The sequence below is a fragment of the Variovorax sp. W2I14 genome (genome assembly GCF_050435205.1).
Taxonomy (GTDB): Bacteria; Pseudomonadota; Gammaproteobacteria; order Burkholderiales; family Burkholderiaceae_C; genus Variovorax; species Variovorax paradoxus_C.
In genome coordinates this window covers 6,406,201-6,430,501 of the sequence record NZ_JBNDJX010000001.1, presented here as the reverse complement: position 1 = coordinate 6,430,501, position 24,301 = coordinate 6,406,201, and the positions used below count along the sequence as shown (strand labels likewise).

Genomic DNA, 24,301 nt, shown 5'->3' with positions numbered 1-24,301 from the left:
GAACGGCCCGGCGACTCATGCCGCACCTCGCTTCGTCAGCGCATCCAGCGCGTGGGTCTTGTCCGAGAACGGCAGGCGCTGGCCCGCAATCTCCTGCCAGGCTTCGTGGCCCTTGCCGGCGATCAGCACCACGTCCTGCGGCGCGGCCTGCGTGATCGCGTCGGCGATGGCGGCGGCGCGGTCGGGCTGAACCTGGGCGGCGTCGGAACGAGAGAAGCCGCGCAGCACCTGGCTGATGATCGCGTCGGGCTTTTCGCTGCGCGGGTTGTCGCTGGTCACGATGACGTGGTCGGCCTGGCGCTCGGCGACGGCCGCCATCATCGGGCGCTTGATCGGATCGCGGTCGCCGCCGCAGCCGAACAGGCACCAGAGCGCGCCACCGCGCTGCTGCGCCAGCGGGCGCAGGCCTGCGAGTGCCTTGTCGAGTGCATCGGGCGTGTGGGCGTAGTCGACCACCGCAAGAGGCGCATTGCCACCGACGCTCACGCGTTCCATGCGGCCGGGCACGCTGGTGAGGTTGGCACACGCGGCAACGGCCCGCGAGAGCGACAGGCCCAGCGCGCGCAGCGTACCGAGCACGCCGAGCAGGTTCGCCACGTTGTACTGGCCGATGAGACCGGTGGAAAGACGCTCGACCGACACGCTCCCCTGCTCGGCCACCGAAAACTGCAGGCCCTGCGCGTCGTAGCCGATGTCGCGTGCCACGAGGCGCGCCGGCTTGCCGCCGGCCGACACCGTCCAGACGTCGAGCGCGCCGATGCCTGCATCGACGAGGTTCGCGCACAGGCTCGCGCCGTGCATGTCGTCGATGTTGATCACCGCGGCGCGCAGGCCCGGCCAGCGAAAGAGCTCGGCCTTGGCTTCCCAGTAAGCATCCATGCTGCCGTGGTAGTCGAGGTGGTCCTGCGTGAAATTGGTGAACACCGCGACCGCGATCTGCGCGCCGTCGAGCCGTCGCTCGGCGATGCCGATCGACGATGCTTCGATGGCGCAAGCGCCGAAGCCGCGCTCGACCAGCGCGCGCAGTTCGCCCTGCATCATCACGGGGTCTGGCGTGGTGAGGCCGGTGTAGGTGAGATCGGGCGGCACGCCGATGCCCAGCGTGCCCATCACGGCGCAGGGCGACGGCGCGCTGCGCTCCATGGTGCCGTCGGGCCGCATCGCGCGAACGCCGCCGGCCGCGCGCAGCGTGGAGAGCGATTCGGCCAGCCACCACGCGGTGGAGGTCTTGCCGTTGGTACCGGTCACGGCCAGCACGTCGAGCAGCGCCGAGGGGTTGTCGTAAAAAGCCGAGGCGATCGGGCCGGTCGCGGCCTTGAGACCGGGGTAGCTCGCGATGCGGTCATCGTCACCGAAGCCGAAGGCATCGACGCCTTCGTGCTCGACCAGGCAGGCCGCGGCGCCCTGCGCCAGCGCGGCCGCCACGTGCTTGCGCCCATCGGTCGCGGCGCCGGGCCAGGCGATGAAGCCGTCGCCCGCGCCCACCGGACGGCTGTCGGCATGCAGCGCACCCTGCACGCGCTCCTTGAGCCAGAGCGCGGCCATTTGGGGGGAAGTGAGTGTCAGCATGCTCAGAAGCTCTCGTCGACGCCCTGCGTCATCACAAGGGGTTTGACCGCCAGATCGGGCGCGACGTTCATCATGCGCAGCGTCTGCTGCACGACTTCGCTGAACACGGGCGCTGCCGCAACGCCGCCGAAATACTGGCCGTCGCTGGGCTCGTCGATCATCACCGCGACGATGATGCGCGGCTTCTCGATGGGCGCCATGCCGGTGAACCAGGCGCGGTACTTGTTGCTTGCGTAGCCCTTGCCGACCTGCTTGTGGGCCGTGCCCGACTTGCCGCCGACCGAGTAGCCGACCGTCTGCGCGCGCGTGCCGGTGCCGCCGGGTCCGGCGGCCATCTGCAGCATCTTGCGCACGGCCAGCGCATTCGAGGGCGAGAACACCCGCACGCCGACCGGCGGCTCGGCGTTCTTCAGGATGGTGACCGGGATGATCGAGCCGTCGTGCGCGAACGCCGTGTACGAATGCGCCATCTGGAACAACGACGCCGACAGGCCGTAGCCGTAGGCCATGGTCGCCTGCTCGACCGGCTTCCAGGTCTTCCACGGGCGCAGCCGGCCCGTCACGGCGCCGGGGAACTGGATCTGCGGCTTCTGGCCGTAGCCGAGCGCGGTGTAGGTGTCCCACATCTCGTGCGGGGTCATCTTCTGGGCGATCTTGAGCGCGCCGACGTTGCTCGACTTCTGGATCACGCCCTCGACCGTCAGCGTGCCGTAGTTGTGCGTGTCGCTGATGGTGAAGCCGCCGAGCTGGTAGCGGCCGGGGCCGGTTTCGATGAGCGTCGATGGCTTCACGCGGCCGGCTTCCAGCGCCATGCCGACGGTGATGGGCTTCATCGTCGAGCCGGGCTCGAAGGTGTCGGTGAGCGCGCGGTTGCGCAGTTGCTCGCCGGTGAGGTTCTGGCGCTTGTCGGGAACGTAGCTCGGGTAGTTGGCCAGCGCCAGCACCTCGCCGGTGATCGAGTCGAGCACCACCACGCTGCCGGCCTTGGCCTTGCGCGCGGTCACCGCGTCGCGCAGCTTCTGGTAGGCGAAGAACTGCACCTTGCTGTCGACGCTCAACTGGATGTCCTGGCCGTCCAGCGGCGGCACGATGTCGCCCACGCCTTCGACCACGCGGCCCAGGCGGTCCTTGATCACGCGGCGCGAGCCCGCCTTGCCGGCCAACTCCTTGTTGAACGCGAGCTCGATGCCTTCCTGGCCGCTGTCTTCGACGTTGGTGAAGCCCACCACGTGCGCGGCCGCCTCGCCCTCGGGGTACTGGCGCTTGTATTCCTTGCGCTGGTAGATGCCCTTGAGGTTCATCGCGGCGATCTGCTTGGCGATGGGTTCGTCGACCTGGCGCTTGATCCAGACGAAGGTCTTGTCCTCGTCCTGAAGCTTCTTGTCGAAGTCCTTCTGCGGCATCTCGAGCAGCTTGGCCACCTGCTTGAGCTTGGCGCGCACCTCGGGGTCGTCGCGCTCGATGTCTTCCGGAATCGCCCAGATGCTGGGCGCCACCACGCTGGAGGCGAGGATGAGACCGTTGCGGTCGAGGATGCGGCCGCGGTTGGCAGGCAGCTCGAGCGTGCGCGCAAAGCGCACTTCGCCCTGCCGCTGGAAGAAGCTGTTGTTGAAGACCTGCACATACGCGGCGCGGCCGGCCAGCCCGAGGAAGCCGAAGGCGATGCCCGCGACGATGAACTTGCTGCGCCACACCGGCGTCTTGCTCGCGAGCAAGGGGCTGGTGGTGTAGCGAACGCTGCGGTCGCGACGGCTCATCGTGCAGCCCCCCTGGCGGTCGTGGCGGCCGGCTTCGGCGGCACGACCGGCGGCAGCGGCGCGACGGCCGGAATCACCGAGCCGTCCGGGCGCACGTACTGCGTGATCGCCGGCGTGGTGGTGCGCATCTGCAGCTGCTCCTTGGCGAGCTTCTCGACGCGCAGCGGCGTGGCCTGCGCACGCTTCTCGACCTGCAGGCGGTCGTGGTCGGTTTCGAGACGGCGCGCTTCCTGCTGCACGCGGTCGAGCTCGGTGTAGAGCTGGCGCGAGCGGTACTGCGTATGGACGAGATAGAGCGACGTCGCGATGACGGCCATCAGCAGGAGCAGGTTCAAGCGGGCCATGACTAGAGAACCTCCCCCAGGCTGTGCCACTGCGTGGCTCCGCCAACCCCCTCGCAAGCGAGGGGGCGAGCGCCTTCGGGCGGCCGGGCGGCGCTCATAGGGCCTCCGTGCGTTCGGCGACGCGCAGGATCGCGCTGCGCGAGCGCGGATTGCCGCGCACTTCGTCTTCGGACGGCTTGATGCGTTCGAGTGCGTTGAGCTTCATCACCTTGGGCGCTGCGAAGGGCGCCCGGCGGTCGTAGACCTCTTTCGAGTGCTTGGCGATGAACTGCTTGACGATGCGGTCTTCCAGCGAATGGAAGCTGATCACCGCGAGCCGGCCGCCGGGCTGCAACACGGACAGGCTCGCCTCTAGCGCCTGTTGCAGCTCTTCAAGCTCGGCGTTGATGAAAATCCGAAAAGCCTGAAATGTGCGCGTTGCAGGGTTCTGGCCCTGCTCGCGGGTTTTGACCGTGCCAGCCACGAGCTCGGCCAGTTCGGTGGTGGTTGAAATTGGGCCCCGTTCTTGTCGGCGAGCAACAATCGCCTTTGCAATCTGAACAGCAAACCGTTCTTCGCCATAGTCACGGATCACCTCTGCAATCTGCTGAAGTTCGGCCGTTGCCAGCCACTCGGCCACGCTCTCGCCGCGCGTGGTGTCCATGCGCATGTCGAGCGGGCCGTCGAATCGAAAACTGAAGCCGCGCACCGGGTTGTCGATTTGCGGCGAACTCACGCCCAGGTCCATCAGCAAGCCGTTGACGCTCGCATCGGGCAGCTCGCCCAGCGAACGGAATCCCTGGTGCCGGATGGAAAAACGCGCATCCGAGATGCGCGCTGCTTCGGCCACTGCTTCCGCATCCTTGTCGAATGCGATCAGCCTGCCTTCCGGTGCCAGCCTCGCGAGGATCGCCCGCGCGTGCCCTCCCCGACCGAAGGTGGCGTCCACGTAGGTGCCGGTGGCTGCCGTGCTGCCGGAAAGAAGGGCTTCCACCGCTTCGTTCAGCAAGACGGTCGTATGGGTCCATGGGGTGTTCACGTGGGTCCTCAGAACGCGAAGTCCTGAAACACATCCGGCATCTCGCCCTGGGTGGCCTCGGCCTCCTTGGCCTCGTAGGTGGCCTTGTCCCAGAGTTCGAAGTGGTTGCCCATGCCCAGCAGCAGCGTGTCGCGTGCGATGCCGGTGGCGGCGCGCAGCTCGGGCGACACCAGGATGCGGCCGGTGCCGTCCATCTCGACGTCCATCGCGTTACCGAGGAAGACGCGCTTCCACCACTGCGCCGACATCGGCAGCGCGGCGATGCGCTCGCGGAATTTTTCCCATTCGGGACGGGGAAAACACCATGAGACATCCGTGTGGATGCTTGGTGATCGTGAGCTGGCCGCCTGCCGTGGCGCTCAGGACGTCACGGTGCCGGGTCGGCACGGAGAGCCGCCCCTTGGCATCCAGACTGAGCGATGAAGCGCCTTGAAACACGACCACAAACCCCTGTGTTGGGAGGTACTGCAATGCCCGAAAGAGGCACTACCCGCACTTTTTCCCACTTAACTGCACTTTTTTGCACTGTAGCAGGAAACACTTGGGGCGCAACTGGCCGTTGGTGGTATTTTTTGTAATGGAATCAACGACTTAGCGCCGACTCCAAAACCTCGGAATTGGCGAATTTCGTTGAAAATGAAGTACTTAGCTCACGCAGTGAAAGTAAAGCGTGAAGCATTCCCCCGTTACAGGGGGAAGAAGAAGCTGCTTCAGAGGATGAAGCGCGAAAGGTCTTCGTCGTGACTTAGTGCCGCAAGGCGCTCGTCGACGTAAGCGGCATCGATGCGGATCGTCTGACCCTCGATGCGGGCCGCGTCGAAGCTTACCTCATCGAGCAGGCGCTCCATCACGGTCGACAAACGGCGCGCGCCGATGTTCTCGGTGCGCTCGTTCACCTCGAAGGCGATGCTCGCCAGCCGGGTCACGCCGTCGGGTTGGAAATCGAGCGTCACACCCTCGGTCGCGAGCAGCGCCTGGTACTGCTTCACGAGCGATGCGCGGGTCTGCGTGAGGATGCTTTCGAAGTCCGACACCGAGAGCGATTGCAGCTCGACGCGTATCGGAAAACGCCCCTGCAGCTCGGGGATCAGGTCGCTCGGCTTGCTCAGGTGGAACGCTCCGCTCGCGATGAACAGCATGTGGTCGGTGCGCACCACGCCGTACTTGGTGGTCACGGCCGTGCCCTCGACCAGCGGCAGCAAATCGCGCTGCACGCCTTGCCTCGACACGTCGGAGCCCTGCGCTTCGCTGCGGGTCGCAACCTTGTCGATCTCGTCGATGAAGACGATGCCGTTCTGCTCGGCGTTGGTGATCGCCTGCGCGCGGATCTCGTCCTCGTTGACCAGCTTGGCGGCCTCCTCGTCGATCAGCAGGCGCAGCGCCTCGGCGATCTTGAGCTTGCGCGTCTTGCGCTTGCCACCGCCCATCTGGCCGAACATGCCGCGCAGTTGCTCGGTCATTTCCTCCATGCCCGCGGGGCCCATGATTTCGAGCGGCGTGCGGGTCTCGGCGAGGTCGAGTTCGATTTCCTTGTCGTCGAGTTGGTGCTCGCGCAGCTTCTTGCGGAAAGCCTGTCGCGTGGGGTTGGGTCCATCGATTGCCGCGGTCGTGCCGTCGGCACCGCGCGCCGGAGGCAGCAGCACGTCGAGGATGCGGTCTTCGGCGGCGTCTTCGGCCCGCGCGCGCACCTTGGCGCTCTCGGATTCGCGGGTCTGCTTGACGGCGATTTCGGCGAGGTCGCGAATGATCGAATCGACGTCTTTCCCGACGTAGCCCACCTCGGTGAACTTGGTCGCCTCGACCTTGATGAACGGCGCATCCGCCAGGCGCGCGAGACGGCGTGCGATCTCGGTCTTGCCCACGCCCGTCGGGCCGATCATGAGGATGTTCTTCGGGGTGATTTCGCTGCGCAGCTTCTCGTCGACCTGCTGGCGGCGCCAGCGGTTGCGCAGCGCAATGGCCACGGCACGCTTGGCGGCCGGCTGCCCGACGATGTGGTTGTCGAGCTCGGAGACGATTTCCTGGGGGGTCATGGACATGGTCAGAGCGCTTCCACCGTGTGGTTCATGTTCGTGTAAATGCAGATTTCTCCGGCGATCCCCAGCGATTTGCGCACGATCTGCTCGGCCGAAAGGTCGGTGTTCTCGATCAGCGCCTTGGCCGCCGACTGGGCATACGCACCGCCCGAGCCGATGGCGATCACGCCGTCTTCGGGCTCCAGCACGTCGCCGTTGCCGGTGATGATGAGCGAGGTGGTGGCGTCCGCCACGGCCAGCATGGCCTCGAGCTTGCGCAGCACGCGGTCGGTGCGCCAGTCCTTGGTGAGCTCGACCGCCGCGCGGGTGAGGTGGCCCTGGTGCTTTTCGAGCTTGGCCTCGAAGCGCTCGAAGAGCGTGAAGGCATCGGCGGTGGCGCCGGCAAAGCCGGCCAGCACCTTGCCGTGATAGAGGCGGCGCACTTTGCGCGCCGTGCCCTTGATGACGATATTGCCGAGAGTGACCTGCCCGTCCCCGCCAATGGCGACTTGATCGCCTTGGGGGGTCTTGCGGCGCACGCTCACGATGGTGGTGCCGTGAAACTGTTCCATCGCAGCCATCTGGGGGTGGCCGAGGGCAATGCAACCCCGAAACAGGGTGGTTTCAGTTCTTTCGAACGGCTACGGTTGCGTGGTCGGTAATGCCCACGAGCCCGAACAGCGCGGCGATCAGCCGGTGCGCATCGACGAACTGCACCCGCTCGCCATCGGCGTCCCGCGCCCGCACCCAGCTCAGCAGCGTGCCGGCGGCGGCGAGGTCCATGCGCAGCAGCGCCGCGCATGAAATGACGGGCGCCGTGGTGTGGCGCAGGTCGGTGTCCAGCCGCTGCCAGGCCGACAGCGATTCCCCCCGCAAATCGCCGGCCAGCGCGGCAAAGCCGGTGTCGTGCGTCGGAAAGCTCTCCGATTCGGCACTCGACAGCAGCGACCACACCGAGCTGCTGCGGCTCGGCGGCGGCGCGGCGAGCGCGGTGCATTCGCCGATCGGGTCCTGCCACGACGGCGGCGACACCTCGTAGGTGATGCAGTAGTTGAGCGCCACCAGTTCGAAATCGTCGGGCAGGTGCATCACCCGCAGCGCGGCCAGATGCAGTTGCCACCAGACGTCGTCGGTGCCGCGTTCATTGTTGGGCGCCGCTTCGGCCAGTACCGCCAGCAGCTGCGCGGTGCCGATGAAGCGCAGCTTGACCGGCGAATCGGCCCAGTGCGTCAGCAGCACCCGCAGGGGCGCGGCAGCTTCGGGTTCGATGGCGGTCAGGGGGCGCCAGTCGAGCGTCCAGACCGAACCGGCCTGCGACAGCGCGCGCGTGAGGCTCATCAGCCCTTCGCGGGACAGGCGCGCGGGGCTGCTCCAGTCCGCCTGGGCACCACCGCCCTCGCCCTGCTCTGCCGCATCTTCGCTCGCAGTCACCGCCTTCACGCTGCGCGCCAGGTCTTCGAGCGACACCCAGTCGGGGCCCATGCGCTTCATGCGCTGCGCATAGCGCATGCGGGCGGCCGCGAACTTGGCGGCGTCGCCGGTGGCGCGGTACAGGTCGAACAGGGTGCGCCAGCGGCTGTCGTCGCGCTCGGCCGCGGCGTCGTTCTCGCCGTCGGCGGCCGGGGCGCTCTCGGAGGCCAGTGCCTGCAGCAGGATCGCCTCGGCGCCGGCATCGTCGCCATGCGCAAAGCGGATCACCGCTTCTTCGAGCGCGCCGTCGTGCGCCAGCCGGGAAGACAGCGGTGACGCACCGCCGCCCCCCACCGCGACGGGGCTGGCTGCCTGGACGGGCGGCACGGCCGCCACGGTGCGATGCACCGGCGGCGGCTCGAGCAGGTCGTCGACATGCACCGGCGGCAGCGTCTCGGCGCCGGCATCGGGCGGCGGGTTGACCAGCGTCTCGCCGTTCGGGCCGCGGCCCTTCCACCATTGCTGCGACATCTGCTCTTCGATCTCGTCGATCTTCTTGAGCGTGAGCGCGCGGCCCTCGGACTTTTCCGAGGAGCTGTTGATGTTGAACGACGAGGGCGTGACCGTCCCCTCGAAGGCATGGGCGGCCGCTTCGCGCTGTCGGAGCTTGCGAAGCATGTCGAACTCGCGCCGGCGCACGAAATCGTTGCGCTGGCGCCGCTCGATCATCTCCTTGAGCATCTCCCGGCTGTAGGTCTGCTCGGGGAGCGAGGAGTCCGACGTCGTGGAGGAAGGCGCATCCAGCTCCGACCAATCCTTGAGCGGATTGCGGACAAACTTGGCCACCTTCGAGAAAAGACGGCCCGATTCTTCCTTTGGCATTCGGTGAAGACTATCGAACGGGCTGGGGTTTATCTACCTTGACCCGGTTCAATCCCCGAACATTTTCTGCTTGAGTTCGCGGCGCTGCTGCGCCTCGAGCGACAGCGTGGCGGTCGGGCGGGCCAGGAGGCGGCCGACGCCGATGGGCTCGCCGGTCTCGTCGCAGTAGCCGTAGTCGCCGCCGTCGATGCGCTGGATCGATTGCTCGATCTTCTTGAGCAGCTTGCGCTCGCGGTCGCGGGTGCGCAGCTCGAGGGCGTGTTCTTCCTCGATGGTGGCGCGGTCGGCCGGATCGGGCACGACCACCGTGTCTTCACGCAGGTGCTCGGTGGTCTCGCCGGCGTTTTCCAGGATGCCGCGCTTGAGTTCTTCGAGCTTCAGGCGGAAGAACGCCATCTGCTTTTCGTTCATGTACTCGGTGTCGGGCATCGCGATGACTTCGGCATCGGTCAGCTCGGCGGCCGACTTGGTCTTCCAGTTGTTCGCGAGCTTGGGGTCTTTCTTGACGGCCAGCGGCGGCGGCGGCACCAGCGCGGTGGACGGCGCCTGCGAGAAGCTGGACTTCGCGGCGGTCGACGCCACGGATTGCGGCATCGAGGGGACGGTCAGTTGCGACAGCCGGGACACACGGCCCCCACGCGCGGCGGGTGCGGGCGTGGCGGTTTGAGCGGGCATCGAGGGTGTCGCCGGGGCGGAAGAGGAGGCGGCAGCCGTTTTTTTCATGGGGATCGGGGGAGCAGAAGGAACGGCAGCAGGGCGGCCGACGGGTTTGGATGACGATGGACCCGTGCCTGCGGTCTTGGTTGCTGTTGCAGGCTTGGCGGGCTTGACGGACTTCTTTGTCGCAGCGGTGGCGGCCTTGGCCGGTGGTGCTGCGGGCTTTTTGGACGCGCTTTTCTCCTTCGTTGCAGGCGCCTTCGCGGTGGCGGAAACCTTGTTCGCCGCGGGTACAGCCTTCGCAGCCGTCGCCTTCTTTGCGGCGGGCTTGGATGCTGGCGTGGCCTTGGCGGCGGGTTTCTTCACGGTGACTGGCTCCTTGGACGAACTGGAACGCGCTTTCACTGGGTGTCTCCTCCCATGGGAACCACTCGCGGCTTTCGTGCCGCGCGGGCTCCACGTTGTCGGGGTGCTCGCGGTTGCGAACCCCGGGGTTATACCCCCGAAAGCCCTGCAGAAACCCGCGGCGCCCCGTGCCGGAAGTCACATCTCGTCCAACAGGACTGGGTGTGGCTCCCGGAACAGGCGCGCGATTGTATAGAGAACTCGAAATCGCGGGCGATGTGTCTGCATGCCGGTTGGCTCCGGTAGCATCGGCCCGCGTCGCCTGAGGGGGTGATGCGGGGCTGCCGCTCCCTCGGGGCGGCGCGGGCCCATCCGATCATTCGATAAAAGAAAGCAAGCCTTGAGCAAGAAAGTAGTTTTGGGAGCCGTGGCCGCGGCCATCGTCGTCGCCTACGGAGGGAGCACCTGGTGGACCGGATCGAAGGTCCGTTCGATCTACGAGACCGCGCTCGACGAGATGCCCAAGCAGACCGCGCTGGTGCGCGTGACCGAGCGCAAATACGAGCGCAACTTCTTCGGCGCCGTGAGCACCGTGACGCTGGAAATCGGCTGTGCGGCCGATGCCGCCACCGCCCCGGCGGTGGCGCAGGCACCTGCCGCCAAGCCCGCGGAAGGCGAGGAGCCGCAGGAGGAAGAAGACGGCGACGAAGCGGACGCCAAGCCGCCCAAGCCCCTGCGCATCACCATCCGCGACACCATCCACCACGGCCCGATCGCAGGCGGCAAGTTCGCGGCAGCCACCATCGACAGCGAGCTGGTGCTCGACATCAAGGGCCAGGCGCAAGCCGAGAAGTTCTTCGGCAAGGCCAAGCCGCTGACGGCATTCACCAAGGTCAACTTCGACGGCAGCTACGCCATCGACATGGCGGTCGCGCCCGTCAAGGTGGCCGAAGAAGGCAAGGGCGAGTTCGCCTGGCAGGGCGCGCAGGCGCACATCGAAGTGAACGCCGCCCGCACCAAGGCGCGCTACGACATGACGATGCCGGGCCTGGACTTCAACTACGCGGCCAAGGGCGTGCAGATGAAGATGGGCAAGATCACGGCCAAGGCCGACATGGACGGCAGCGCGGGCTGGATCCTGGCCACCGGCAAGACCGCGGGGCGCCTGGATGCCTTCGAGTTCTCCGCCACCAAGGGCCTCGGCGGCAGCGCCGATGCCGACGCGCCGGCCGGCACGCACAAGCCCGTGAAGGTGCTGCTGCAGAACGTCGACCTGAACGGCGAAGCCACGATCAAGGACGGCCTCTACGCCTCCGAAGGCACCCTCAAGGGCCAGGGCAAGATCGGCGAGACCAGCATCGACAAGTTCGAGATGTCCAGCGGCGGCCGCCGCATCCACGCCGCCGGCTACAAGAAGCTGGCCGACGCCTACCTGCAATCCACCGCCCTGGCCGGCTGCGGCAAGAGCAGCAAGGCCACGCAGGCCGCGATGAAGGCGCTGGCCGACCAACTCGCCCCGGATCTGAAGGCCATGGCCAAGTACAGCCCCGAATTCGGCCTGGACAAGATGGTGGTCGAGATCGGCGGCAAGCGCGGCGAACTCAGCTACACCGCCGGCATGGTCGGCGTGACCGACGAAGACCTGCAGGCCCCCGGCATGGCCCTCCTGATGAAGCGCGGCGTGCTCAAGGCCAACGCGCGGCTGCCGGTGCAATGGCTCGAGCAGATCGCCGCCACCGGCGCCGAGAGCGGCCAGACGCCGCCGCCCGAAATGGTGGCGGGGCTGGTCGAGCAAGGCGAGGCCAGCGGCTTCGTCAAGCGCGACGGCGAACATGTGACCGGGCAGGTCGAGTTCAGCGAAGGCAGCCTGAAGGTCAATGGCAAGCCGCTGACCGAACTGGGCAAGTAAGCCACTGCCAGGCCATGAAAAAGGCGCTGTCCCTTGCGGGGCAGCGCCTTTTTCCTTGGATGAATCAGCAGCGGGCCGTCGTCACACCAGGCACTGCTCGAGCCCCTGCTCGAGAATTTCGCGCGGCAGCTCGATGCCGATGAACACCATGCGGCTCTGGCGGTTTTCGTCCTTGCCCCACTCCGGGCCCAGGTCGCTGCCCATCAACTGGTGCACGCCCTGGAAGATCACCTTGCGCTCGGTGCCCTTCATGTTCAGCACGCCCTTGTAGCGCAGCATGCGCGGGCCGTAGATGTTGACGATCGCGCCCAGAAAGTCTTCGAGCTTGGCCGGATCGAAGGCGCGGTCGGCCTTGTAGACGAAGCTCTTCACGTCGTCGTCGGTGTGGTGATGGTGGCCGTGGCCTTCGTGCTTGTGCGAGGGGTGGTCGCAATGCTCGCCATGCGCGTGGTCATGGTCATGGTCGTGGTGGTCGTGATCGTGGTCGTGGTCGTCTTCCTTCAGGAAGTCCGGGTCGATGTCCAGCTTCGCATTCAGGTTGAAGCCGCGCAGGTCGAAGATGTCCTTCAGCGGCACATCGCCGAAGTGCGCCTTCTGCTGGGGCGCGCGCGGGTTCATGTGCTTCAAGCGATGGATCAGCGCCTCGGTTTCCTCGGCCGACACCAGCTCGCTCTTGCTGATGAAGATCTGGTCGGCAAAGCCCACCTGGCGGCGTGCTTCCTGGCGGTCGTTCAGTTGCTGCGGCGCGTGCTTGGCATCGACCAGCGTAAGGATCGAGTCGAGCAGGTAGCTCTCGGCAATCTCGTCGTCCATGAAGAAGGTCTGCGCCACGGGGCCGGGGTCCGCGAGGCCGGTGGTCTCGATCACCACGCGGTCGAAATCCAAGAGGCCCTGGCGCTTCTTGGCGGCCAGCAGTTGCAGCGCCTCGCGCAGGTCTTCGCGGATCGTGCAGCAGACGCAGCCGTTGCTCATCTGGATGATCTGCTCCTTCGACTCGGTCACGAGGATGTCGCTGTCGATGTTCTCTTCGCCGAACTCGTTCTCGATGACCGCGATCTTCTGGCCGTGGGCCTCGGTCAGGGATGCGCTTGAGCAACGTGGTTTTGCCCGAGCCGAGGAAGCCGGTGAGGATGGTCGCGGGAATGAGGGCCATGAGGGGTGCTCCGAAGCGGAAAAACTAAAAAACGGGGGTGGCGGGCAGTTTAGCCAATGCCACTGAGTTGCGTTGCCGAAGGGGTCAAGCGGCCTTTTCAGGCGGGCTTTCTCACCACCACCAGGCCCTTCAAATACTCCCCTTCCGGGAATTCGATCGTCATTGGATGGTCGGGTGCCGCACCCAGGCGTTCGCTGATGTAACCGTCGACATTCGCGTCCAGCCCGGCCGACGCCACGATCTTGTGGAACAGGTCGGCGCTGATGCCGCCCGAGCACGAAAAAGTCAGCAGCACGCCGCCCGGCTCCAGGATCTTGAGTGCGAGGCGGTTGATGTCCTTGTAGGCGCGCGCCGCGCGCTCGGCATGCGCCGCCGTGGGCGCGAACTTCGGCGGATCGAGCACGATCGCGTCGAAGGTGCGGCCCTGGTCGATGAACTCGCGCAGCACGGTGTTCACGTTCGCATCGAGAAACTCGGTCTTCACGCTCGAACCCTCACCGCCGAAGCCGTTGAGCGCGATGTTGGCGCGCGCGAAGTTCAGCGCCGGCTGCGACGAATCGACCGACACCAGCTCGGCCCCATCGAGCGCACCCGCGGCCTTGAGCCCTGCGAGTGCCGCGACGGTGAAGCCGCCCGTGTAGCAGAAGCAGTTCAGCACGCGCCTGAAGCGCCGGTGCTTCGCGAGTTCGGCAAAGCGCTGGCGGCTGTCGCGCTGGTCGAGGTAGAAGCCGGTCTTGTGGCCGGTCGCGACGTCGAGCGAGAGTTTCCAGTCGTGCTCGCGAATGATGATCTCGGTGGCGCCCTCCCCGCGCAGCCAGCCCGTGACCGGCTTCAGGCCTTCGCGCTCGCGGCCGCTGGCGTCGGAGCGCTCGTAGAACTTCGTGAGGCCCGTGGCCTTGAGTAGCGCATCGGTCAGCACGTCTTTCCAGCGCTCGACACCGGCCGAGAGGAACTGCGCGACCAGGGTGTCGCCGTAACGGTCGACGATCAGCCCCGGCAAGCCGTCGGCTTCGCCGTGCACCAGCCGCACGCCATCGCTCTGCAGGTCGAAGAGGCCGCGCGCGCGCACGGCGCGCTCGCACACCGACGCGAGAAACGCCGCGTCGATGCGCTGCGTTTCGACAAAGCTCCAGGCCCGCGCGCGGATCTTGGAGATCGGACTGAACGCCGCCCACGCGAGGAACGCGCCGTCGTGCGATTCCACGCGCACCGTCTCGCCCGAGTCGGCACCGCCGCGCGCAATGGCGGATTCGAAGACCCACGGATGGCGGCGCTGCATCGAGCGCTCTTTGCCGGGTTTGAGGCGAAGGGTTTTCATTTTTTTACCTGGCTTGCTTGCGTACTTATTTATCTTTGTCGGTCCGGGCCTTCGCGCGCGGATGCGCCGCGTCATAGGCCTTTGCCAGATGCTGGAAATCCAGCCGCGTATAGACCTGCGTGGTCGCGATGTTCGCGTGCCCCAGCAGCTCCTGCACCGCGCGCAGGTCGCTGCTCGACTGCAGCACATGGCTCGCGAACGAGTGCCGCAGCATGTGCGGATGCACGGGCGCGGCAAGGCCGGCCTTCAGGCTGCGTTCGCGCAGCAGCTTCCACACCGCCTGCGACGACATCCGCGCGCCCTTGCCGCTGACGAAAAGCGCGGGCACCGAACGGTCGCCGCGCACGTCCAGCCACTCCTGCAGGGCCTCGGCCGCCTTGCTGCCCACCGGCACGAGGCGGCGCTTGCTGCCCTTGCCGAGCACGTTGGCTTCTTTCGCGTCGAGATCGATCCAGCCGAGCGCCGTGTTGCTCGCCTGTGCATCGAGCCCCGTGAGCTCGCTCACGCGCAGGCCGCAGCCGTAGAGTATTTCGACGATGGCGCGGTCGCGCGCTTCGATCCACGGGTCGGCGTCTTCGTCGTGCAGCTCGGCCAGTTGCACCGCGTCGTCCACGCCCAGCGCCTTCGGCAGCGGGCGGCCGGCCTTGGGCGCATGCACGTCCTGCACCGGGTTGAAGCCGATCAGCCCTTCATGCCCGAGCCAGCGGTAGAAGCTGCGCCAGCACGACAGCACCAGCGCGATGCCGCGCGGCTCGCGACCGGCGCTGTGCAGCTTGGCCATCCAGCGGCGGATGTGGGCGGTCTGCACGCGGTCCAGCGGCAGGTTGGCCTCGGCCGCGTTTTCCCTGAGCGCCTGCAGGTGGAAGGCGTAGAGCTCGACCGTTCGCGCCGCGAGCCGGCGCTCCACGCGCACATGCTCCAGGTACTTCGCGATCCAGTCCGGCGGAGCGGATGCGGTCGGCTCAGAAGAGATAACCATGGCCGGCATTGTTGATGATGGCTGCCGGCTCGCGCAATGCGCCCTTGAACAGCATGCCCCAGCGGCGCCAGCACGAGGTGGGCGCGGCGGCGTACTGCACGTCGAAGGTCTGGTCGAACCCGCTCATGCGCACCAGCCGCTCGACGCGCCACAGGTGATAGGGCTCCGACACGATCACCACGCTGCGCACCCCGGCCGCCTGCAGCAGCGGGCGCGAGAGCGAAAGATTCAGCCGCGTGGACGTGGACGCGGGCTCCAGCAGCATCGGCCCCGCAAAGCCCAGGCCTTGCGCGTGCTGCTGCATCACGTCGGCCTCGATGCGCCCGTCTTCCTTGTCGACACCGCCCGTGAACACCAGTTGCTTCACCTGCCCGGCCTGCGCGAGCGCGATGCCGGTATCGACGCGGCCCGTGAGACAGGGATTCGGCTTGCCGTCCAGGTACGCACGACTCCCCAGGATCAGCGCCGCATCGGCGGGCCTTTGCGGCGGGTTGTCCAGCAGCTCGTCGGCGCGCTGCCAGATGACGGCGGCAATCGCCGCATAGGCCAGCGCCAGAACCAGCAGCGCGCCGAGCAGCGCGACCTGCCACGGCCGGCGCAGCCAGCGCGGCCGGTTCAAGGACGCAGCCGCGAGAGGCCGCCCGAGGCCAGCTCGGCGATGCGCTCGAGAAAATCGGTGCCCATCTCGGCATTGAATCGCTGCGCGTCGGGCGACGCCAGCACCAGCAGACCGAAGGCCGGTGATTCGGCATCGGCGCGCAGCGGAATCAGCGCGATCGACATCGCAGCCTGCGGCTCCGGCAGCCAGTTGGCGGCCTCGAAGCCCGAGTTCAGGCCGCAGTACGGCGAAGTGAGCGAAGTGGCCAGCGCCTTCACGTCGTCGCTCACCCACTGGGCATAGGCTTCGTTGAGGTAGTCGCTGCTGCAGTCCCACACCTTGATCGCCGTCTGCGGCACCAGGAACAGCGACTGAAGATCGACCGCGATGCGGTACGGCAGGCTGCGCGGGTCGCGCGTGGTCAGCAAGCCGCTGGTCCAGCGCTGCAGCCGGTCGGCAATGACGACGTTCTCGGTGCCGTGGCGCACCATGTCCATCAGGCGATGCTCCAGCGCCTTGATCTTCTCGCGCAGCATCTCGGCCTGCCTCTCCTGCAGGCTCACCGCGCGGTTGCCGTGGGGGCTGGTGAGCTGCACCTGCGCCAGCAACTGGGCATGGCGCTCGAAGAAGTCGGGCGTGTTCGCCAGGTAATTGGCGATGTCGTCTTCGGTGATCGGGTTCATGGCGTCGTTGTCGTGAGTGGAATTGGTCATGGCTGTTCCGAGATTTCGGGCACGTCGATGTCGCCCTCGAACACCGTCGTGGCCGGGCCCGTCATGAGCACCGGCTGGCCCTCGCCCTGCCATTCGATCGTGAGGATGCCGCCGTGCGTCTGCACGTCGACGCGTGGGTCCAGCAACCCGAGCCGGATGCCCGCGACCACCGCCGCGCAGGCGCCCGTGCCGCAAGCCAGCGTTTCGCCGGCGCCGCGCTCGAACACGCGCAGCTTGATATGGGAGCGGTCGACCACCTGCATGAAGCCCGCGTTCACCCGCTGCGGAAAGCGCGGATGGTGCTCGATCTGCGGGCCCTGCTCGGCCACCGGCGCGGTGTCGACGTTGTCGACCACCTGCACCGCGTGCGGGTTGCCCATCGAGAGCACCGCGACCGACACGATCGGGCTGCCTGCGCGGGTGCCCAGCGCCAGGTGCCACTTTTCCCACGCGCCATCGGGCTGCGCATCGAGCCCGGCGGTGTCGAAGGGCACGCGCGCGGCCTCGAAGATCGGGGCGCCCATGTCGACCGTCACGCGGCCGTCGTCGCCCATACGCGGCTCGATCACGCCGGCCAGCGTCTGCACGCGCACCTGGGTCTTGTCGGTGAGCTTGTGCTCCTTCACGAAGCGCATGAAGCAGCGCGCGCCGTTGCCGCACTGCTCGACCTCGCCGCCGTCGGCGTTGTGGATCACGTACTGGAAGTCGATGCCTTCCGCGGGCGATGGCCGCACGGTGAGGATCTGGTCGGCGCCGACGCCGAAATGGCGGTCGGCCAAAAAGCGGTACTGCGCGGCACTGAGGCCCAGCGTGCCGCGGGTTTCGTCCAGCACGACGAAATCGTTGCCGGCGCCCTGCATCTTGGTAAAGCGGATTCGCATCGGGGGATTATCGCCACCGGCACCGCCGGTGACGACCCGGCGGCGCCAAACCCGCTACAGCGACAGGAAGTGATGCACCTCGGGCTTGTCCGGCCCGATGTGAAAACGCAGCGCCTCGGCCTGCAGGTCGGCATCGGCATGCGACACGCGGTGGTGCTGGCGCAGGTGCTCGGCCCACGATTCCACGAGGAACCACTCCATCACCCGCTCCGCGTCGTTCGTGTGCTCATGCACGCCCCAGGCGTAGGCGCCGTCGCGGCGGCGCTCCAGCGACAGGCGCTTCATCGCATCCATGAACGCCGGCCGGTCTTCCTTGCGGATGCGGTATTCGACCTGGATCATCACGGGCCCGCGGTCGTGCGCCACGGGCTCGGCCAGGAGCGGCTCGGGCCAATGGTTCGAGGCCTGCAGGTCGGCCTCGCCGGCGGGCAGCCGCACGCGGTGGAACACGAGGCCCATCACCACCAGGCCCACCGCGCCCGCCACGAGCGTGGCCGGCACGCCGATCTGCTGCGCGATCAGGCCCCAGCCCAGGCTGCCGGCCGCCATTGCGCCGTTGAACACCGTGAGATACACGGCCAGCCCGCGCCCGCGCACCCAGTTCGGCAGGATCGACTGCGCCACCCCGTTGAGCGTGGTCAGCGCAATGATCCAACCCAGGCCCAGCACCAGCAGCATCAGCACCGCGAGCCATTGCGGCGGCGCGAACACCAGGCCACCCATCACCGCAGCCGTCAGCAGCGAGGCCAGCAGCAACATGCCGTCGGCATCGAGCCGGGCGCGCAGCCGCGGCATCACCAGCGCGCCGCCGATGGCGCCCGCGCCCACCGCGCCGAGCAGGATGCCGTAGAAGCTCGCCGTGCCGCCCAGCATCTGGCGCGCCACCAGCGGCAGCAGCGCCCAAACCGAACTCGCAAACAAAAAGAACACCGCCGCGCGCAGCAGCACCACATGCAGTTCCTTGCTGGCCCGGGTGTAGCGGATGCCCGCGCGGAAGGCGCCGAAGAAGTTTTCCGACAGCCCGCTGTCCACCGCCGCCGGGCGCTTCCACCACAACAGCGCCGCGATCACGAACACATAGCTCAGCACGTCGAGCCCGTAGGTGGCCGCCGCGCCGAAGCTCGCAAGGATCAGCCCGCCCGCCGCCGGTCCGATGGAGCGCGCGATGTTGATGCCCAGCGAGTTGAGCGCCACCGCGCCCTTGAGCTCGCTGCGCGGCACCAGCTCCGGCACGATCGACTGCCAGGTCGGCCCCATCAGCGCCGCGCCGATGCCGCCCACGAAGGTCAGCGCGACCAGGTACTCGACCGTGAGCGAACCGGTGTGCGAGAGCACCAGCAGCGTGCCGCTCACCGCGCCCAGCATCACCTGCACGAAGATCAGAAAGCGCCGCCGGTCGAGGATGTCCGACAGCACCCCCGCCGGAATCGCGAGCAGGAAGATCGGCAGCGTCGCCGCCGTCTGGATCAGCGCCACCGCCGTCGGGCTCGCCGACAGGTCGGTGACGAGCCACGAGCTGGCCACGTCGCGCATGAAGCTGCCGATGTTGCCCAGCACCGTGGCGGCCCACAGCACCGCGAAGACCGGCTGGCGCAGCGGCGCGAAGGCGCCGGCGGACTTTTGAGGCTCAGTCATCCCGGCGCTCCTTGAGATCGAGCCAGGCGACGAGCAGGAAGCCGCCGACCAGGCCCAGGTGTTCGAAGAAAGAGTTCGCGGCCATGAAGCGCTCGGGGCCCACCGGCATTTCCCAGAAACGCAGCGCGACGAAGGTTGCCATCAGTGTGAAGCCGCCGAGCGCGAGCGCGCCGAGCCAGCGCCAGAAGCCGATGAGGATGAGCGCCGCGGCGCCCAGTTCCAGCACGATCACCGCCACGGCCAGCGGGCCGGCAGGCGACAGGCCGAAGTGGTTCATCTCGCCGATGGCGGCGTCGAAGTCCATCGCCTTGTTCAGGCCGCCCTGCAGGTAGGCCGCGCACAGCAGCAGCAAGGCGATCCAGCGCACGGCGGGCGACAGGGTCCAGTGCATCGTCTTCATCACACCGCCCAGCAGGCGCAGCCGAGCGCGCCCCAGAAGCTCTTGAGGTCGGCAACGGGCAGCTTGCTGCTCCATGCGGTCGCGTGCTGGTGGCCGTGCACGTTGCAGTCGTTGGCGCAGGCGCACGACATGGCGGCGTTGCGCATCACCTTCTGCAGCGGCGCGCCCTCGGCCGTGTCTGCCCAGCCAGCGTAACCACCGAAAGTGCGCGCGGGCGACCAGTCGGGCATGGCCGGCGGCAGCGTGCCTTCGTCGTGCGCGGCGAACGGGCCGGCGCCGTAGACGACCTTGCCGCCCACCATCGTGAGCAGCGCGGTCGTGTCGGCGATTTCCGATTCGGCGCAGGCGAAGAAGTCGCGGTCGGGCACCACCAGGTCGGCGAGCTGGCCGGCCTCGATGCGGCCCTTCTTGCCCTCTTCGTTCGAGAACCAGGTGACGTTCTCGGTCCACATGCGCAGCGCGCCTTCGCGGTCCAGGCAGTTGCGCTGCGGATACAGCTGCATGCCGCCCACCGTCTTGCCCGTGACCAGCCACGACAGCGACACCCACGGGTTGTACGAGGCGACGCGCGTCGCGTCGGTGCCGGCCGAGACCTTCATGCCGCGCTCGAGCATGCGCTTGACCGGCGGCGTGGCCTCGGCCGCGCCGGCGCCGTAGCGCTCGACGAAGTACTCGCCCTGGTAGGCCATGCGGTGCTGCACCGCCACGCCGCCGCCGAGCGCGGCGATGCGGTCCATCGACTTCTCGGAAATCGTCTCGGCATGGTCGAAGAACCAGTTCAGGCCCGCGAGCGGCGTGTCCTTGTTGACCTTCTCGAACACATCGAGCGAACGGCTGATGGTCTCGTCGTAGGTCGCGTGCATGCGCCACGGCCAGCGGTTCTGCGCCAGGATGCGCACCACGCCTTCGAGCTCGCCTTCCATCTCGGGCGCCATGTCGGGGCGCGGCTGGCGGAAGTCTTCGAAGTCGGCCGCCGAGAACACCAGCATCTCGCCCGCGCCGTTGTGGCGGAAGTAGTCGTCGCCCTGCTTGTAGGTGGAGCTGGCCGTCCAGTTGAGGAAGTCTTCCTTCTCGGCCTTGGGCTTCTGCGTGAAGAGGTTGTAGGCGAGGCGAATGGTGAGTTGGCCGTCGTCGTGGAGCTTGCGGATGACTTCGTAGTCGTCGGGGAAGTTCTGGTTGCCACCGCCCGCGTCGATGGCGCCGGTCACGCCCAGGCGGTTGAGCTCGCGCATGAAGTGGCGCGTGGAATTGAGCTGGTAGTCGAACGGCAGCTTCGGTCCCTTGGCCAGCGTGGCGTAGAGGATGGCCGCGTTCGGCTTGGCCAGCAGCAGGCCCGTCGGGTTGCCGGCGCCGTCGCGCACGATTTCGCCGCCGGGCGGCGCGGGCGTGTCCTTGGTGTAGCCCACGGCGCGCAGCGCGGCGCCGTTGAGCAGCGCGCGGTCGTACAGATGCAGGATGAACACCGGCGTATCGGGCGCCACCGCGTTCAGCTCGGCGATGGTCGGCAGGCGCTTCTCGGCGAACTGGTGCTCGGTGAAGCCGCCCACCACGCGCACCCACTGCGGTGCGGGCGTGATCGCCACCTGGCGCTTGAGCATGCCCATCGCATCGGCCAGGCTGCGCACGCCGTCCCAGCGCAGCTCCATGTTGTAGTTCAGCCCGCCGCGAATGATGTGCAGGTGGTTGTCGATGAGCCCCGGCAGCACGCGCTTGCCCTGCAGGTCGATCACGCGGGTGTGGCTGCCGGCCAGCGGCAGCACGTCTTCGGCGCGGCCCACGCGGGTGAAGCGGCCGTCCTTGATCGCCACCGCGTCGGCCGTGGGATTGGCGCGGTCCAGCGTCGTGAAGCGGCCGTTGCGCAGGATGAGGTCGGGGGTGGAGTTCAGCGTGTTGGCCATGGTCGATGCAGGTGCGAGGGAGGTTGCGGCGAGCGCGCCGAGGGCGCCCAGGAAGTGGCGGCGTTGCGGGTCCGAAGAACTCATGCGTCGCTCCGGTCCGATGGGCGGCCCGCAGCGGTCTTCACCGCCTCGGGCTGCACGCACTTGGGCAGCTCGCCGAACACATGCGGCTTGACCTGGTGATGCAGCCACGAGGTGGCGGCCGGCCGGTCGAGCACCTGCCGCACCAAGGGCGGAAGCTGCTCGCCGAGCAGGATGCCCAGGAGCCCCACCAGGGCGATCACCGGCGGCGCCGGCGAGCGCACCTGGAAGAGCGCGTAGATCACGCCGACCAAGAGGCCGAGTGCGAGGGAAACGACATAGGGCTTCATGGCCGGCGCTCTCTTTCGTTCTTCGTCCGCTCAGCCTTCGTGGGCGCCGAACATGCTTTTCGCGTAGTTGATGCCGATGCCGTAGGCGCCGCCCACCTTCTTCGCGATGCCGGTGGTCAGCTCGTACGTGTCGCCACGCGCCCAGTCGCGCTGCAGCTCCAGCAGGTACTGCAGCGAGGTCATCGGCCGCGCGCCGGCCTGCACCATGCGGTCCATCGCGCGGTTGTGCGCCTCGGTGGAAACGTCGCCGCAGGTATCGGCGATCACGTACACCTCGAAGCCCTGGTCGAGCGCCGAGAGCGCCGGGCCGACGATGCACACGCTGGTCCACAGGCCCGCCAGCACGATGCGCGGCTTGCCGATTTCGTTCACGCGGTCGATCACGGCCGCGTCTTCCCAGGTGTTCATCGAGGTGCGGTCGAGCATCTTCTGGCCCGGGAAGGCGTCGGTGATCTCGCTGAACATCGGGCCCGAGAAGCTCTTTTCGGCCACCGTCGTGAGGATGGTCGACACCTTGAAGCCGGCCGCCGCCTGCGCCACCAGCGCGGCGTTGTTGCGCAGGTTCACCGCGTCGATCGAGTGCGTGGCAAAGGCCATCTGCGACTGGAAGTCGATCATCACCAGTGTGTGGTCGGCGGGGGTCAGCAGCTTGGAACCGGCGGTGGGGGTGGCTTGGATGGACATGAAAAAGACTCCTGGGTGGTTGAACGGACAATCGATTGAATTCACAATTGCTTTCGGAGGGAATCTCCTTGGCATGGACTCAATCATCGGTTTGCAAACCACCGCCATCGACGAAACTTTTCAGCCCCAATGATCGAAGTTTTCGATCATTCCTTTTTTCCCCACCCACCTGAAGGAGCCGCCGCGTGCTCAAGCTCAGCCTGGAAGCCATCGAGGTCGTCGACGCCATTGCGCGCCACGGCTCCTTTGCCGCCGCCGCCACCCACCTGAACAAGGTGCCCTCCACCATCTCGTACGCGGTCGGCAAGCTCGAGGAACAGCTCGGCATGCTGCTCTTCGAGCGCAACGGCCCGCGCGTGAGCCTCACCGCCGCCGGCGACGAAATGCTGAAGGAAGGCCGCTGGCTCCTCGGCGCCGCGAGCGACCTCGAATCGCGCATGCGCCAGATCGCCACCGGCTACGAGTAGGAGCTGCGGCTGGTGCACGACTCGCTCATTCCCACCGAGGCGCTCATCGGCGACATCCGCGCCTTCGAAGACCTGCGCTGCGGCACGCGATTGCGCGTCGGCTGCGAGGCGCTCACCGGCAGCTGGGAGGCGCTGCGCGAGGGCCGCGCCGACATCGTCATCGCCGCGGGCGAAGGCCCGGCCGGCGGCGGCTACCAGGCGGCGACGGTGGGCAGCATCGAGTTCGCGTTCTGCGTCGCGCCCACCCATCCGCTCACCCGGCTCGGGCGTCCGCTGGAGCGCGGCGACCTGCTCGACTGCAACGCCATCGTCGTGGGCGACACCGCGCGCACGCTGTCGGACCGCACCGTCGGCCTGCTCGCGGGGCAGCCCCGCATCACCGTGCCGTCGATGGCAGCGAAGGTCGCCTGCCAGGTGGCGGGCCTAGGCCACGGCTTTCTGCCGCGCGCCTGCATCGCCAACGAGCTCGAACGCGGCACGCTGGTCGAACTGCCGACCGAGGAGCCGCGCGCGCCCGAGGTGTTCTGGCTCGCATGGAAGACCGGTGCGAAGGGACAGGCGCTGCGCTGGTGGCGCGAGCGGATGAACCGCACGCTGGTGCCGGCGCTGCTGCCGCGATCGTTCGTGCGATGAAGGTTCGGGCGATGAAGACGCAGCCGGGCGTTCAGCCCGCCGCGCGCAGCTTGTCCAGCGCCCGATCGAGAAACGCCAACCGGTCCTGACCCCAGAACCGCTCGCCGTTCAGGATGAACGTCGGCGCGCCGAACACGCCCGCGTCCACCGCCTCCGCGCTGTTCGCGCGGTACACGGCCAGCGTCTCGGCCATCTGCTCCAGTGCCTGCAGCGAGGCGCCGTCGTAGCCGTTTTCGTTGGCGACGGCGATGCGCACATCGGCCTGCGCGGTGTCGCGCTCCTCGGCCCACAGTGCGCGCAGCAGCGCATGCGAGAGCGGCTGCGCATCGAGCCCCTTGAGCTGCGCGGCGATCACCATCCAGCCCGGGTACTTGTTCCAGTTCGGATCGCTCGGCGCGCCCTTCGGGTAGTGCGCGGGTTCCAGGTTCATCGGCATGCCGAGGTGCTCGCTCCAGCGCGCGAGCTCGAGCGCGTGGTAGGTGCGGCGCGGCTCGGGGCGCGTCTTCAGTGGAATGCCGCCGGTCTGCGGCACCACCGCCTGGAAGTCGTAGGGCTTGAGCGTGAGCCGCACATGGTGGCGGCGCACGATGTCCTGAAGCTGCGGGCCGCCGAGGTAGGCCCAGGGGGAAGAGAGGCTGTAGTAGCAGTCGAGCGCGATCATGTTT

The 24,301-nt window shown here is 67.5% G+C and carries 20 protein-coding genes and 3 pseudogenes; 2 read left to right on the top strand and 21 right to left on the bottom strand.

The window, feature by feature from the left end:
* Positions 1-15: 15 nt before the first annotated feature.
* From QF040_RS30025 to dksA, 9 genes and pseudogenes are all read right to left on the bottom strand, one after another.
* Positions 16-1,569, bottom strand: a complete 1,554-nt coding sequence (locus QF040_RS30025; protein WP_429613989.1) for a UDP-N-acetylmuramoyl-L-alanyl-D-glutamate--2,6-diaminopimelate ligase — start codon at positions 1,567-1,569, stop codon at positions 16-18.
* A gap of 2 nt (positions 1,570-1,571) precedes the next feature.
* Positions 1,572-3,326, bottom strand: coding sequence for a peptidoglycan D,D-transpeptidase FtsI family protein (locus QF040_RS30020; protein ID WP_429613988.1), 1,755 nt, complete (start codon positions 3,324-3,326; stop codon positions 1,572-1,574).
* Positions 3,323-3,670 (bottom strand): cell division protein FtsL, encoded by a 348-nt coding sequence (ftsL, locus tag QF040_RS30015; RefSeq protein ID WP_307510571.1) that lies wholly within the window; start codon positions 3,668-3,670, stop codon positions 3,323-3,325. Before ftsL ends, QF040_RS30020 begins: the two co-directional genes overlap by 4 nt.
* 94 nt (positions 3,671-3,764) lie before the next feature.
* Positions 3,765-4,688, bottom strand: a complete 924-nt coding sequence (gene rsmH, locus QF040_RS30010; RefSeq protein ID WP_429613987.1) for a 16S rRNA (cytosine(1402)-N(4))-methyltransferase RsmH — start codon at positions 4,686-4,688, stop codon at positions 3,765-3,767.
* Between the two features lie 8 nt (positions 4,689-4,696).
* Positions 4,697-5,126: pseudogene (gene mraZ / locus QF040_RS30005) on the bottom strand (division/cell wall cluster transcriptional repressor MraZ).
* Positions 5,127-5,398: 272 nt separating this feature from the next.
* Complete coding sequence (gene hslU / locus QF040_RS30000; protein ID WP_176660160.1) at positions 5,399-6,727, bottom strand: ATP-dependent protease ATPase subunit HslU; 1,329 nt, start codon at positions 6,725-6,727, stop codon at positions 5,399-5,401.
* 2 nt (positions 6,728-6,729) lie between these two features.
* Positions 6,730-7,275: an ATP-dependent protease subunit HslV gene (gene hslV, locus QF040_RS29995; RefSeq protein ID WP_013539431.1), complete on the bottom strand. Its 546-nt coding sequence runs from the start codon at positions 7,273-7,275 to the stop codon at positions 6,730-6,732.
* 52 nt (positions 7,276-7,327) lie between these two features.
* Positions 7,328-8,995 (bottom strand): STAS domain-containing protein, encoded by a 1,668-nt coding sequence (locus tag QF040_RS29990; protein WP_429613986.1) that lies wholly within the window; start codon positions 8,993-8,995, stop codon positions 7,328-7,330.
* A gap of 48 nt (positions 8,996-9,043) precedes the next feature.
* Positions 9,044-10,018: an RNA polymerase-binding protein DksA gene (gene dksA, locus QF040_RS29985; RefSeq protein ID WP_429613985.1), complete on the bottom strand. Its 975-nt coding sequence runs from the start codon at positions 10,016-10,018 to the stop codon at positions 9,044-9,046.
* A 379-nt stretch (positions 10,019-10,397) separates the two neighbouring features.
* On the opposite strand from dksA, the gene QF040_RS29980 reads away from it, so the two are divergent.
* On the top strand, positions 10,398-11,906 hold the full coding sequence (locus QF040_RS29980) for a YdgA family protein (protein ID WP_429613984.1): 1,509 nt from the start codon (positions 10,398-10,400) through the stop codon (positions 11,904-11,906).
* A gap of 81 nt (positions 11,907-11,987) precedes the next feature.
* On the opposite strand, the pseudogene QF040_RS29975 reads toward QF040_RS29980, so the two are convergent.
* The 11 genes and pseudogenes from QF040_RS29975 to QF040_RS29925 all read right to left on the bottom strand — a co-directional run bounded on the left by QF040_RS29975 (position 11,988) and on the right by QF040_RS29925 (position 22,536).
* Positions 11,988-13,059 (bottom strand): annotated as a pseudogene (locus tag QF040_RS29975) (CobW family GTP-binding protein).
* 97 nt (positions 13,060-13,156) lie between these two features.
* Entirely contained in the window at positions 13,157-14,377 is a 1,221-nt protein-coding gene (locus tag QF040_RS29970) for a class I SAM-dependent rRNA methyltransferase (RefSeq protein WP_429613983.1), read from the bottom strand.
* Between the two features lie 25 nt (positions 14,378-14,402).
* Positions 14,403-15,356, bottom strand: a complete 954-nt coding sequence (locus QF040_RS29965) for a tyrosine recombinase XerC (protein WP_429613982.1) — start codon at positions 15,354-15,356, stop codon at positions 14,403-14,405.
* The gene (locus QF040_RS29960) at positions 15,340-15,975 is read right to left on the bottom strand and encodes a YdcF family protein (protein ID WP_306880405.1); all 636 of its coding nucleotides are present in this window, start codon (positions 15,973-15,975) and stop codon (positions 15,340-15,342) included. Before QF040_RS29960 ends, QF040_RS29965 begins: the two co-directional genes overlap by 17 nt.
* Positions 15,972-16,667 (bottom strand): DUF484 family protein, encoded by a 696-nt coding sequence (locus tag QF040_RS29955; RefSeq protein WP_013539423.1) that lies wholly within the window; start codon positions 16,665-16,667, stop codon positions 15,972-15,974. Before QF040_RS29955 ends, QF040_RS29960 begins: the two co-directional genes overlap by 4 nt.
* Positions 16,664-17,548 (bottom strand): diaminopimelate epimerase, encoded by an 885-nt coding sequence (dapF, locus tag QF040_RS29950; protein ID WP_429613981.1) that lies wholly within the window; start codon positions 17,546-17,548, stop codon positions 16,664-16,666. Before dapF ends, QF040_RS29955 begins: the two co-directional genes overlap by 4 nt.
* Before the next feature lie 54 nt (positions 17,549-17,602).
* On the bottom strand, positions 17,603-19,183 hold the full coding sequence (locus QF040_RS29945) for an MFS transporter (protein WP_429613980.1): 1,581 nt from the start codon (positions 19,181-19,183) through the stop codon (positions 17,603-17,605).
* Positions 19,176-19,583 (bottom strand): DoxX family protein, encoded by a 408-nt coding sequence (locus tag QF040_RS29940; protein ID WP_429613979.1) that lies wholly within the window; start codon positions 19,581-19,583, stop codon positions 19,176-19,178. Before QF040_RS29940 ends, QF040_RS29945 begins: the two co-directional genes overlap by 8 nt.
* Positions 19,583-21,481 (bottom strand): amidohydrolase, encoded by a 1,899-nt coding sequence (locus tag QF040_RS29935; protein WP_429614715.1) that lies wholly within the window; start codon positions 21,479-21,481, stop codon positions 19,583-19,585. Before QF040_RS29935 ends, QF040_RS29940 begins: the two co-directional genes overlap by 1 nt.
* An 80-nt stretch (positions 21,482-21,561) precedes the next feature.
* Positions 21,562-21,852, bottom strand: coding sequence for a DUF1427 family protein (locus QF040_RS29930; RefSeq protein WP_429613978.1), 291 nt, complete (start codon positions 21,850-21,852; stop codon positions 21,562-21,564).
* A 30-nt stretch (positions 21,853-21,882) separates the two neighbouring features.
* Positions 21,883-22,536, bottom strand: a complete 654-nt coding sequence (locus tag QF040_RS29925; RefSeq protein WP_429613977.1) for a hydrolase — start codon at positions 22,534-22,536, stop codon at positions 21,883-21,885.
* Between the two features lie 185 nt (positions 22,537-22,721).
* Here QF040_RS29925 and QF040_RS29920 point away from each other — a divergent pair.
* Positions 22,722-23,636: pseudogene (locus QF040_RS29920) on the top strand (LysR family transcriptional regulator).
* 31 nt (positions 23,637-23,667) lie between these two features.
* On the opposite strand, the gene QF040_RS29915 reads toward QF040_RS29920, so the two are convergent.
* Positions 23,668-24,297: a 2-hydroxychromene-2-carboxylate isomerase gene (locus QF040_RS29915; RefSeq protein WP_429613976.1), complete on the bottom strand. Its 630-nt coding sequence runs from the start codon at positions 24,295-24,297 to the stop codon at positions 23,668-23,670.
* Positions 24,298-24,301: the final 4 nt, after the last annotated feature.